This window comes from Streptomyces sp. NPDC054796, from assembly GCF_053611545.1.
In genome coordinates this window covers 1-12602 of sequence record NZ_JBSHAO010000050.1, presented here as the reverse complement: position 1 = coordinate 12602, position 12602 = coordinate 1, and the positions used below count along the sequence as shown (strand labels likewise).

The 12602-nt window shown below is 72.4% G+C and carries 9 protein-coding genes; 6 read left to right on the top strand and 3 right to left on the bottom strand.

Annotation, left to right across the window (positions count from 1 at the left end):
• Positions 1–25: 25 nt before the first annotated feature.
• The 3 genes from ACWGJ2_RS31260 to ACWGJ2_RS31250 all read right to left on the bottom strand — a co-directional run bounded on the left by ACWGJ2_RS31260 (position 26) and on the right by ACWGJ2_RS31250 (position 3564).
• Positions 26–796, bottom strand: coding sequence for a 2OG-Fe(II) oxygenase family protein (locus ACWGJ2_RS31260; RefSeq protein ID WP_453349654.1), 771 nt, complete (start codon positions 794–796; stop codon positions 26–28).
• A gap of 263 nt (positions 797–1059) precedes the next feature.
• Complete coding sequence (locus ACWGJ2_RS31255; RefSeq protein ID WP_453349653.1) at positions 1060–1653, bottom strand: helix-turn-helix transcriptional regulator; 594 nt, start codon at positions 1651–1653, stop codon at positions 1060–1062.
• Between the two features lie 357 nt (positions 1654–2010).
• Positions 2011–3564 carry a carboxylesterase/lipase family protein gene (locus ACWGJ2_RS31250; RefSeq protein WP_453349652.1) on the bottom strand — a complete coding sequence of 518 codons (1554 nt, stop codon included), beginning with the start codon at positions 3562–3564 and terminating at the stop codon, positions 2011–2013.
• A 169-nt stretch (positions 3565–3733) separates the two neighbouring features.
• Between ACWGJ2_RS31250 and ACWGJ2_RS31245 the strand changes: the two genes are divergently transcribed.
• The 6 genes from ACWGJ2_RS31245 to ACWGJ2_RS31220 form a co-directional block, all read left to right on the top strand.
• A complete protein-coding gene (locus ACWGJ2_RS31245) occupies positions 3734–4828 on the top strand; it encodes an NAD(P)/FAD-dependent oxidoreductase (RefSeq protein WP_453349651.1) in 1095 nt (364 codons plus the stop codon).
• A gap of 360 nt (positions 4829–5188) precedes the next feature.
• Positions 5189–6619, top strand: coding sequence for an endo-1,4-beta-xylanase (locus ACWGJ2_RS31240; protein ID WP_453349650.1), 1431 nt, complete (start codon positions 5189–5191; stop codon positions 6617–6619).
• 464 nt (positions 6620–7083) lie between these two features.
• The gene (locus ACWGJ2_RS31235) at positions 7084–7821 is read left to right on the top strand and encodes a polysaccharide deacetylase family protein (RefSeq protein ID WP_453349649.1); all 738 of its coding nucleotides are present in this window, start codon (positions 7084–7086) and stop codon (positions 7819–7821) included.
• Between the two features lie 128 nt (positions 7822–7949).
• Positions 7950–8924, top strand: coding sequence for an MBL fold metallo-hydrolase (locus ACWGJ2_RS31230; RefSeq protein ID WP_453349648.1), 975 nt, complete (start codon positions 7950–7952; stop codon positions 8922–8924).
• Positions 8925–9131: 207 nt separating this feature from the next.
• Entirely contained in the window at positions 9132–9722 is a 591-nt protein-coding gene (locus ACWGJ2_RS31225) for a TetR/AcrR family transcriptional regulator (protein ID WP_453349647.1), read from the top strand.
• A 127-nt stretch (positions 9723–9849) separates the two neighbouring features.
• A partial coding sequence (locus ACWGJ2_RS31220) for an MMPL family transporter (RefSeq protein WP_453349646.1) occupies positions 9850–12602 on the top strand: 2753 nt, incomplete at its 3' end.

Here is a 12602-nt window from a genome sequence, read left to right as displayed (position 1 = left end):
ATGACCTTCCGGGCACCGGTTCCGGCTAGAAGAATCTCTTCCACAGTTCCGCGATGTCCCCAAAGCGGTCCAGGTCGCTTTCCTTGCTCGCCTGCACGTCGTTGAAGTAGAGGCGTGTGCCGCCGGACCGCCAGTACGCCAGCGGGGCTTTGTCCGGGAAGTTCAGGAAGGCGACCATCGAGAATTTGGGCTCGTGGCGCTCGTCGAGTTCCACCCGGTGGAACGTGGGCTCGTAGTGTCCCTCCGACCATCGGTACAGAATCGATCCGGGGAGCACCAGGGTGCCGTCGCGTTCGGGGGAGACGAACGTGTTCCTGTCCTGCCACAGCGTCAGGCCGTCTCCGTCGGTCACCAGCGCCGAGAGCACGTTCCCGTCCGGGTGGAGCCCGATCCCCGACGTGTCCGCCGTCCCGGCCGCGTACCGCACGACCCGGTAGCGCACCGTGACTCCGCGCAGGACGTCGCGGGGCACCGTGACGGCGCGGGCGGCCGTGAGCAGTGCTCCGTCGAGCGTCCGTCTCACCCGCTCGAGGGCCGAGGAGACGTCGGGGCGGGATCTCAGGATCTCCGCGCCCCTGCGGCCTCCTGAACGATCGCCGTCCAGGGAACCGAGGAATTCCTCGTCCTCCACCAAGGGGCGATGGAGACCTCTCGCGGCCACCCAGAAGCTCTGCCGGCTGGCCTCCAGCTTGTCCATCCCCGGAAACGTGCTTTCGCGTTCGGTGCCGGAGAGGAACTCCTTGAGGGAGCTCATGGCGGTCCGCAGCCGGGCGTGTTCCGCGGGGTTCCAGCGCATGAGGACTCCGGAGCCCTTCCGGAAGGGTCTCTCGATTTCGTGCGGATCCGGGCGTTCCGTCGTGATGCTCGTGTACATCGCCTGGCCTCGTTCTCTCACCCCAGGGCGGCTGGGACGGCGCCCTTCCACTGTTCGTTCCGCGGGGGGTCACGGCGTCCCTCCACCTTCCGGCGAACCGGCGGCAGAGGCCACGCGGGCAAGGCCGAACGGGGTGCGGGCCAGGGCACCTCCACGCGCCGGTACGGCGGCCCGGAACGGTTCCGTCAGGCCGCGCGCACCGCCGCGCAGTGCTGGCGGAACTGGCGTGGGGAGAGGCCGTAGGCGCCGCGGAAGACCTGGCTGAAGTGGGCGGCGTTGGTGAACCCCCACCGGGCCGCGATGACGTGGATGGGCCGGGTGGTCAACTGGGGGTTGGCGAGATCGCGACGGCACTGCTCCAGGCGGCGTTCGCGTATCCAGCCCGCCACGGTGTGCCCGTCCTGCTGGAAGAGCTTGTGCAGATAGCGCAGGGAGATGTGGTGCGCCGAGGCGATCACCTCAGGGGTCAGCTCCGCGTCGCCCAGGCGGCCCGCGATGTAGGCGCGGATCTGCGCCAGCAGCGTGCGCGGGACGTACGGGAGCAGTGCCTCGCTCGCGGGAGGGTGGTGAGGGTGGTGCGGCGCGGTCCTGGCCTGGCGGGGAGGCGTGGCCTCCACCAGAACCAGGTCCCCTGCGTCCTGTTCCGCGCCGCACCGGCTGTACGGGCCGCCGCGTGCCCCGAGGGGCACGCCGTCGGGAACCGGGCGCCTCGCGCCCTCCCCGCGCCGCAGGACGAACCGGGGTTCCGCGGGAACACCGGCGCTGCTGACCACGTCCATGAATCCCCCCGTACCTGCGCTGTCCCGACGGCTCTGGTGGCCTCATCCGCGACGAGTCTTGCGCGGCGGGACGTTGTTGCGCGGGCCGTACGCACCAGGGAAACAACGGCGAATGTTCTTCTCATGGAGCGGCGGACGGTGCGGCGGACGGAGCGGCGGGGGAAAAGTCTCCGGACTTGGTGAACCTTTCCGCGCGGCGCGCCGTCGAAGGGGGTGTACGGCCCCGCGGGGTCGTGGCCGGGGGTCCCTCAACCCCCTAGTGAGGGGTCCCCGGCCGCCAGCGTGCGCCGTCGGACATGCGCCGTCCGACCGCCTGCCGTCGGACCTGCGGCCCCGTGTCCGGTGCCGCGGCGGCGGTCACGTCCCCAGCAGGGGCAGGGCCGCGAAGGGGTGGTCGCGCCACAGGCGGCGGGAGGTCTCCTCCGGGTAGGCGGCGATCTCCGGTTCGGCGTCGAGGATCCGCACGAGGCGCTTCTCCTCGGTGTACGCGGGCCAGCCGGGGTCGCCGGAGACGGCGAAGGCGGTCCAGGCCGCGCGGAACCGCGCCGACAGGGCCTCGGCCTCCGCCGAAACCCCGGGCCCGGGCTCCGGCCCGAGGAACAGGGGCGCGAGCCCCGCTTCCAGGTTGCCGAAGGTCAGGGGGATGTCCAGGGCGTGGCACGCGCCCAGTACGCCGCCGTCGGCGGGCGCGGGCCAGGTGAGTTCGTAGACGTGCGCGCGTCCGCCGCCCGCCGTGTGGGCCTCGGCCAGCCGCAGCGACGGCATGCGGAACAGCCAGTCCGACTGGACCCGCTCGCACAGCTCCTCCGCCGAGAGCTCCGGATACGCGGCCCGGAAGGCACGCGCACCGTCCGGGCCGGGGGCGAAGATGCGCAGCGCCGTGTCCGCCTGCTCCTCCGTGACGGTGCCGAGGCGCCCGTCGAGGGCGAGGAACAGGCGGTACTCGTCGCGGTTGTGACCGGTGATCAGCTCGACGTCGCGCGCCGCGCCGTCGGCGAGGGCCTGCCAGGGCGTGGCGGCCAGTACGTCGCCGTCGACGACGGGGGAGAAGGGCGTGGGCGTGTGCGCGACCGGCCCCCAGCGGTCCTCGTACTGCCGCAGCCGGGCCGCCACTGCGTCCCCGGCCGAGGTCAGCGCGTGCGGGCCGACGCCGGAGAGTGCGGCGGCCTCGGGGCGCAGCCCGACCTCGGCGGCGATGGCCGCGGAGATGTCCGAGGCCAGCTCGGCCGAGAAGTAGGTGCCCGGCACGCTCTGGGTGATGGCCCGCTGGAACAGCCCCGTGGCGCGGGGCATGGTCAGCAGCGCGGCGATGGACCCGGCGCCCGCGGACTCGCCGAAGACGGTGACCCGGCCCGGGTCGCCGCCGAACGCCGCGATGTTCTCCCGTACCCAGGTCAGCGCCGCCACCTGGTCGAGCAGGCCCCGGTTGGCGGGGGCGCCTTCGATGTGCGCGAACCCCAGCACTCCGACCCGGTAGTTGAGGGTGACCACGACGAGGCCGCCCTCGTGGGCGAGCCGGGCCGCGTCGTAGCCGGGGTTGTCGGCCGAGCCGGACATGTAGGCGCCGCCGTAGACCCACACCAGCACGGGAAGGCGGCTCGCCGGTCCTGGCGCGGGCGTCCACACGTTGACGGTCAGCCACTCGTCGCCGGGCACCGGGGGTTCAGGGCGCATGCCGGGCATCGTCCCCTGGGGTGGGGGCGGTCCGAAGGCGAGGGCTTCGCGTACGCCGTCCCACGCCGCGGCCGGGCCGGGCGGCGCGAACAGGGCCTCGCCGGTGGGGGCCTGGGCGTAGGGGATGCCGCGGAAGACGGCGAGCCCGCCCTCCTGGCGTCCGCGCACCCGGCCCGCCGTGGTGCGGACCTCGGGTCCGGGTCCGGGTCCGGGCGCGGGCGCGTGCGGTGCTGTCATGAGGCGGCTCCTTCGGGTTCTGCGGGTCCTTCGAGTCCTTCGGGGCGGCGGTGGGCTCAGCGTACGAGGGCCGTGCGGCAGGCGGTACGGGGTGGTCCGGGGCGCGTACCGTAGCCCCTCCGCTTTGCTGGAACGGCAACAGTGTTTGCTCTTACGGGGACGTTGGCGCATGGTCGTCCGCAAGGAGGTGGTCAAGGTGACCGATCGGCTGGAGAGCGGCTACGACGTGGTGGTGATCGGCGGTGGCGCCGCGGGTCTGAACGGGGCGCTGATGCTGGCAAGAGCACGGCGTTCCGTGGTGGTGATCGACGCGGGCGCCCCGCGCAACGCCCCCGCCGAGGGGGTGCACGGGCTGCTGGCCCGGGAGGGGATGAGCCCGGCCGAGCTGCTGGAGCGCGGGCGTGCCGAGGTCAGGGGCTACGGCGGCCACGTGGTCTCCGGCGAGGTGGCCGCGGTGACCCGCGAGGGGGCCCCGTCCGAGGGTGCCGAGGGCGAAGGGCCCGGGTCACGGCCCGGCGGGGAGTTCGAGGTGGCGCTGAGCGACGGCCGCACCGTGCGGGCGCGCAGGCTGCTGGTGACCGCCGGACTGGCCGACGAACTGCCCGACGTGCCGGGGCTGCGGGAGCGCTGGGGGCACGAGGTGCTGCACTGCCCGTACTGCCACGGCTACGAGGTCCGTGACCAGGCCATCGGCGTGCTGAGCAGCGGTCCCATGTCGGTGCACCAGGCGCTGCTGTTCCGGCAGTGGAGCGAGGATGTGACCTTCTTCGCCCACACCAGGGCGCGGCCGACGGGCGACGAGGCCGAGCAGTTGGCGGCCCGGGGTGTGCGTGTGGTGGACGGCGAGGTGGCGTCGCTGGAGGTCGAAGGGGACCGTCTCGTGGGGGTGCGGATGGACGACGGCACGGTGATCGGGCGCGAGGCGCTGGTGGTCGCGCCGAGGATGGAGGCACGCGCCGGGTTCCTGGAGTCGCTGGGGCTGCGGGCAGTGGAACACCCCGGTGGCGTCGGCACGTACGTCCCCTCCGACGCGACGGGCCGTACCGACGTGCCCGGTGTGTGGGTCGCGGGCAACGTCACGGATCTGACGGCTCAGGTGGGCGCCGCCGCGGCGCAGGGTGCCGGTGCGGGGGCCCAGATCAACGCCGATCTCGTCACCGAGGAGACCCGTCGGGCCGTGGCGGCGCGGCGAGCGCTGTTCCCGGCCGAGGCCGAGGCCCGCGTCTGCGAGGTGGCGATGGGCGACCGGCGCCACGGCCTGTGAGGCGACGGGTACGGTGCCGTTCCGCTTACCGGTAATCCTATCCCAGTTACCGGTAAGAAATGAGCCAGAAACTGAGGAACGCCCGGCCGTTTAGGCCCTGATGACCCGTCACGAGTGCGATATTTTCGCGAATTCAGCGCGTCAACGGCGTCGCATCTACTTCCGGAACGTTTCCGGAAAGATGTGTTGACGTTGCGACGGGGCCGCAGCATACTCCGCAACGATCGGCGCCAATCGCTGCGGCGCTGCCGGGCCTGCACCCCCCGTCGCGCGACGGACCCGGCAGCGCTGTGCACGGTCCTCACCCGCACAGCCGGACGGCAGCCCCCCACCGTCCGGCCCCCCGCAGAAGGGGCACCAATGGTCATCGATTCCTCTCCCGGCCACAGACGCGGACGTACTCGGCCGGGTGTCCGCAGGGTGTTCGCCGTCGGCACGGCGGGCATCCTCGCGGCGGCCGGGCTCGCCACGCTCTCCGCCACCAGCGCCACCACGGCGGCCGGAGCCACCAGGGCCTCCGGAGCCACCGAGTCCGCCGCAGCGGCCAGCACGCTGGGCGCGGCGGCGGCCGAGAAGGGGCGGTACTTCGGCGCCGCCGTGGCCGCGAACCACCTCGGCGAGTCGCAGTACGTGTCCACGCTGAACACCGAGTTCAACAGCGTCACGCCCGAGAACGAGATGAAGTGGGACGCGCTGGAGAGCAGCCGCAACTCCTTCAACTTCGCCGCGGCCGACCGGATCGCCAGCCACGCGCAGAGCCGCGGCATGGCACTCCGCGGTCACACGCTGGTGTGGCACTCCCAGTTGCCCGGCTGGGTCAGCGGGCTGGGCGCGAACGATCTGCGCTCGGCGATGAACAACCACATCACCACCGTGATGCAGCACTACAAGGGAAAGATCCACTCGTGGGACGTCGTCAACGAGGCGTTCCAGGACGGGAATTCGGGAGCGCGACGCAGCTCGCCCTTCCAGGACAAGCTGGGGAACGGGTTCATCGAGGAGGCGTTCCGCACCGCGCGCGCCGCCGACCCGAACGCCAAGCTCTGCTACAACGACTACAACACCGACGGGCAGAACGCGAAGAGCAACGCGGTCTACAACATGGTGAAGGACTTCAAGGCGCGCGGTGTGCCCATCGACTGCGTCGGCTTCCAGTCCCACTTCAACAGCAACTCGCCCGTGCCCGGTGACTACCAGCAGAACCTCCAGCGCTTCGCCGACCTCGGCGTCGACGTGCAGATCACCGAGCTGGACATCGAGGGCTCCGGCACGGCCCAGGCCGACAACTACCGTCGCGTCGTCCAGGCGTGCCTGGCCGTCTCCCGCTGCACCGGCATCACGGTGTGGGGCGTGACCGACAAGTACTCCTGGCGCGCCAGCGGCACCCCGCTGCTGTTCGACAGCAACTACAACAAGAAGCCCGCGTACAACGCCGTGCTCACGGCGCTCGGCGGCACGAGCGGCGGAGGCGGCGAGGGCGGCACCAAGGCGTGCACCGCGACGTACTCCCCGGCCGAACGCTGGGGCGACCGCTTCAACGGCAAGGTCACGGTGACGGCGGGCAGCGCCGCCGTCAGCGACTGGACGGTGACCGTGGCCATCCGTTCCCCGCAGAGGGTCTCCACCACCTGGAACGGCACCCCCTCCTGGGACTCCAGCGGCAGCGTCATGACGATGAAGCCGAGCGGCAACGGGACGGTCGCGGCCGGAGCCTCGACGAGCTTCGGCTTCACGGTCATGGCCAACGGCGAGTGGGCGACACCCACCGTCACCTCCTGCACGGCGTCCTGACCGGGCGGCCGACCGGCCCCTGACCCCGGCCGGTCCTCCTGCCGTCCACTGGCCGTTCCTCTGACCGGCCTCCGACCGGTCCTCCGCACGGCCCGCCGAACCGGGCGGAGGACCCGGGAGCCGCGGACTCGCCGATAGCCGCGGCTCCCTGGCGGGGGCGGCAGGCGGGGCGATGTTTGCTCCGCATACGCCGCCCCCCCCCACCCCACCCGCCGGCCCCCCCCCCCCGCCGAGCCCCGGCCCGCGGGGCGGGCCCGCGGGGGGCAAACCCCCGCCCCCCCCGCCCCGCCCCGCACTCCCGGCCCACGGGCCGCCCCTCGCGGCCCGCCCATCTCGCCATCTCGCCCAGCCCCGCACACGGGAAGGACCCGCCACCCATGCGCCGTACACGTCGTCACTTACCCCGCCGTCACCCGGCCCGCCGTCACGTGCCACGCCAACGCCCGCGCGGTGCGCGCCGCCAGGTGCGGGCCACTCTCGTCGCCGTCGCCGCTGCCGCCACCCTGGCGTTCACGGCGGCGCCCTCGCCCGCGGCCTCGACGGGGACATCGCCGGACGACTCGACGGGCACCTCGGCGGGGGAGCAGCGCGGCGGACGGGCGTGGGCGAACTGCCCCAACGGATATGTGGGCCTCACCTACGACGACGGCCCGCACCAGACCTCCACCACGGCCCTGCTCAACGCACTGCGCGCGGGCGGCGCCAAGGCCACCTTCTTCATCTGGGGCCAGCACGCCGACCAGTACCCCGACCTGCTCCGGTCGGTGCACGCGGCGGGCATGTGGATCGGCAACCACACCTACACCCACCCCCACCTCCCGCAGCTCAGCGAGTCCGCGGCCTATCAGGAGATCGCGAACACCCAGAGCACCATCCAGCGCATCACAGGGCAGACCCCCACCCTCTTCCGCCCGCCCTACGGCGAGACCAACGCCCAGATCAAGGCCACGGCGGCGCGGCTCGGTATGGCCGAGGTCATGTGGAACGTGGACACCCGGGACTGGAACAACGCGACGACGCAGCAGATCGTCGCGGCCGCCGCGACCCTGCGCGCGGGCGGGATCATCCTCATGCACGACGGGGGGTACCGCGCCACCGTCGACGCCGTGCCGCAGATACTCTCCGGGCTCGCGGCGCGCGGCCTGTGCCCGGGCCGGATCGTCGCGGGCGCGGGCGGAAACCCGGTCGTCACGGCACCCTGACCTCCCGGCGGGTGGCCGGTTGCGCACAGGTCCACAGTGGATGATCTCCTGGTCGGGGCCGCCTGGCACCATCCATCCGACGGCCCCGGCCACACCGTCGACGACCACACACCCCGCGAAGAGAGACCGTGCGAAACCTTTCCGTTCCCGCCCAGCGCACCTCCTCCCAGGCCCCCTCGCCCCAGCAGCGGTCCCAGGGCTCGACCCAGCCCCACCTGACCGAGCTGGTCCCCGGCGCCGTGTACGCCTACCTCCAGCCACGCGGCGGCTGGTGCGTCAGCAACGCGGGCGTCCTGGTGGGAGAGGACGGCGTCACCCTGATCGACGCCACCGCCACCTACGCGGGCGCGCGGCGCCTTGCGGCGGAGGTGCGCGCCCGCGCCGAACTGCCCGTCACCCGCGTCGTGCTGACGCACCATCACGGCGACCACCACTTCGGCGCCGGGCACTTCACCGGCAGCACGGTCATCGCGCACGACGAGACCAGGGAGGCGATGGCGAGGAACGGTATCGACCTGCCCGCCATATGGCCCGAGGCGGGCTGGGACGAGATAGCGCTCAGGCTGCCGGACCTCACCTTCACCGACGCGTTCACGCTCCACGCGGGCGCCGTACGCGCCGAACTGCTCCACCACGGCACCGCCCACACCACGGGTGACGTCGTCGCCTGGCTCCCGGAGCACCGGATCCTCTTCGCGGGCGACCTCACCTGGTCCGGGTGCACACCCTTCGTCCTCATGGGCTCGGTGGAGGGTTCCCTGGAGGTGCTGGACACGCTGAAGAAGCTGGACCCGGAGGTCGTCGTGAGCGGGCACGGGCCGGTCGAGGGTCCCGAGGTGCTCGACCGCACGGCGGAGTACCTGCGCTGGATTCAGCACCTCGCCGCCGACGGCACGGCCGCCGGGTGGTCGCCGCTGGAGACGGCGCGACGTGCGGACCTGGGCCCGTACGCGGAGCTGGCGGAGCCCGAACGCCTCGTCGGCAACCTGCACCGCGCCTACGCCGAGTGCGAGGGCCGCCCCCGTGGTGTCCACCTGCCCCTCAAGGACCCCCTCGCCGACATGATCGCCTTCAACGGCGGCCCCCTGCACTGCACGGTGTGACCCGCACGGTGCGACCTCCGTCCGTCCCCGCGCGCGGCGGGATCGCGGGGACGTGACGCAGGCCACGTACGAAACGGTCTCGTTTCGCTGAACCACCGGGTTAGGCTCGGCGCAGTACGAAACCGTTTCGTTTACAGTGATCGCAGTGTTCGCGGCGCCCGGAGCAGTCGGAGCAGTCGGCGCGGGTGGCCGCAGGAGTGGATGAGCATGTCCGATGCCGCAGTGGCACGTCGCAGCCGTATGTCGCCCGAGCGCGAGGCCGAGCTGTACGAGGCCGTGCTCGGCCTGCTCGGCGAGGTCGGCTACGAAGCGCTCACCATGGACGCCGTGGCCACCCGCACCCGCTCAAGCAAGGCCACCCTCTACCGCCAGTGGGGCGGCAAGGCCGAGCTGGTCGTCAGGGCGCTGCGGCACCAGAAGCCGCTCAGCCTCGCCGACGTCGACACGGGGTCCCTGCGCGGCGACTTCCACGCGCTGGCCCTGTGCCAGGACGACTGCCAGGTGGAGCAGACTTCCGCGCTGATGCGGGGCCTGGCCACGGCGGTGCACAGCAACGCCGACCTCCTCCGCGCCTTCCGCGAGCTGTTGATCGAACCGGAGCTGGAGGAGCTGCGGCGGATGCTGCGGCGCGCCGTCGAGCGGGGCGAGGTCCGCGCGGACAACCCCGCGCGGGAGTACGTCCTGCACATGCTGGTCGGCGCGATCGGCACCCGGACCCTGATCGACGAACTGCCACCCACGCAGGACTTCCTCCTCTCGTACATCGACGCCGTGGTACTCCCCGCCCTCGGCGTCTGACCCGTCCATCAGGTAGCCCCGTACCAGCCACACCGAACCCTCTCAGCACCTGACGCGACCGCTCACGTCGTCGGGCCGATGCCCCCTGCCCCGCAAGACCCTACGACCCGACCGGGAGTACGTCCTCGTGGCCACATTCCTCTACAAACTGGGCCGAACGGCCTTCCGGCGACGGCACTTCGTCGCCCTGATCTGGATAGCCCTGCTGACCCTCGCGGGCGTGGGTGCCGCACAGGCGCCCGCGGCGGGCACCACCTCCTTCTCGATCCCCGGCACCGAGGCGCAGAAGGCGTTCGACCTGCTGGAAGACCGCTTCCCCGGGGCGAGCGCCGACGGTGCCACCGCACGTGTCGTCTTCAAGGCGCCCGACGGCGAGAAGATCGCCTCACCGGAGAACAAGGCCGCCGTCGAGCGGACCGTCAAGGAACTCGGCACCGGCGACGAAGTCGCCTCCGTGGCCGACCCGTTCCGGTCCAAGGCCGTGAGCCGCGACGGCACGACCGCGTACGCGCAGGTCTCGTACGAGGTTTCCGGCATGGAGCTGGCGGACTCCTCGCGCGACGCGCTGGAGGACACGGCCGAGAAGGCCCGCGAGGGCGGGCTGACCGTCGAGATCGGCGGCGACGCGCTCCAGGCGGTGCCCGAGACCGGCGCGACGGAGGTCATCGGCATCGCGGTCGCCGCGATCGTGCTGGTCATCACCTTCGGCTCGCTGGTGGCCGCCGGGCTGCCGCTGCTCACGGCGCTGATCGGCGTCGGCATCGGCGTCTCCACGATCACCGCACTGGCGAACGCGCTCGATCTGGGCTCCACCACCTCGATCCTCGCGATGATGATCGGCCTCGCCGTCGGCATCGACTACGCGCTCTTCATCGTCTCCCGCTACCGCGCGGAACTCGCGGAGGGCCGTGAGCGCGAGGACGCGGTCGGCCGGGCCGTCGGCACGGCGGGATCCGCGGTGGTCTTCGCGGGCCTGACGGTCGTGATCGCGCTGGTCGGCCTCGCCGTCGTCAACATCCCCATGCTGACCAAGATGGGCATCGCGGCGGCGGGCACCGTCGTGATCGCGGTCCTCATCGCCCTCACCATGATTCCCGCGCTGCTCGGCTACGCGGGCAAGCGGGTGCGGCCCATCGGCGCGAAGCGCGCGCGGCGCGGCGGCGGCCGTGGCGCCCACAGCGGCGTCCCCGCGCAGGCGGACACGGGTGACGGCACCGGTTCGGGCGCTGGCACGGGCGCCGGTACGGGTGCCGGTTCGGGCGCCGGGATCGTCGAGGAGAAGCCGAAGACGGGCACCCGCTGGGCCCGCTTCGTCGTCCGCCGCCCCATCGCCGTGCTGCTGCTCGGCGTGGTGGGCCTGGGCGCCGCCGCGATCCCCGCCTCCTCGCTGGAACTCGGTCTGCCCGACGACGGGTCGCAGCCGACCAGCACCACGCAGCGCAAGGCCTACGACCTGCTCTCCGACGGGTTCGGGCCCGGCTTCAACGGCCCGCTGATGGTCGTCGTCGACGCCAAGGACAGCGAGGACCCGAAGGCTGCCGTCAGCGAGGTGGCCAGGACGGTCAAGGGCCTGGACAACGTAGTCACGGCGACCCCGGCGACGTTCAACAAGACCGGCGACACCGCGATGCTGAGCGTGGTCCCCGACTCCAAGCCGTCCTCGACCGAGACCGAGGACCTGGTGCACGCCATCCGCGAAGCGGGCGGCGACATCACCACCGAGACCGATGCGAAGGTGCTGGTCACCGGCTCCACCGCGATGAACATCGATGTCTCGGAGAAGCTGAACGACGCGCTGCTGCCGTACCTGGCGCTCGTCGTCGGACTGGCCTTCCTGCTGCTGATCGTCGTCTTCCGCTCGATCCTGGTGCCGCTCAAGGCCGCGCTCGGCTTCCTGCTCTCCGTGCTCGCCGCGCTCGGCGCCGTCGTCGCCGTCTTCCAGTGGGGCTGGCTCGCCGACGTCATGGGCGTCGAGGAGACCGGGCCCGTCATGTCGATGATGCCGATCTTCATGGTGGGTGTCGTCTTCGGGCTCGCGATGGACTACGAGGTCTTCCTCGTCACGCGCATGCGCGAGGCGTACGTCCACGGGGAGCGGCCAGGACAGGCGATCGTGACCGGATTCCGGCACGGGGCCCGGGTGGTCACCGCGGCTGCCGTCATCATGATCGCGGTGTTCGCGGGCTTCATCGGGTCGAGCGAGGCCATGGTCAAGATGATCGGCTTTGGTCTCGCCGTCGCCGTCTTCTTCGACGCGTTCATCGTGCGCATGGCCATCGTCCCGGCGGTGCTGGCGCTGCTCGGCAAGAAGGCGTGGTGGCTGCCCAAGTGGCTGGACCGCGCGCTGCCGAACGTCGATGTGGAGGGCGAGGGCCTGCGCGAGAACCTGGAGGGCGGCTCCCCGGAGAGCGCGGGACCGGGCTCCGGGGGCGGCCCGGGTTCTGACGGTCACGGTTCCGGTGGTCCCGGTTCCGGCGGCCCGGGGCCGTTGCCCTCCGGCGGGCCCGTGCCCGTGCCGGGGCCCGAGGGCGAGCGCGTTCCCGCCGGGGTGGGCGCGTCCGTGGCCGAGTCCGCTTCGGGCGCTGCCGTCTCCGATGCCCGGCGCGCCACGGCACCTGAGCAGCGGGCCCAGTCCTCGGGGGCCATGCCCACGTGGCCGGGCGAACTGCGGTACGGGCAGTCCGGTTACGGGGTCCGCGGGACTGTCCGTAACGCCGACGGTGTCGGTGTGGCCCGTGCCGCGGTCACGCTGATCTCGCTCAGCGGCCGTCAGCTCGGCCGCTCGGTCGCCCACGCGGACGGCTCCTACGGGCTCGACGCGCCCAGCGCGGGCAGCTACGTGCTGATCGCCGCCGCCGACGGCCACCAGCCCCAGGCCTC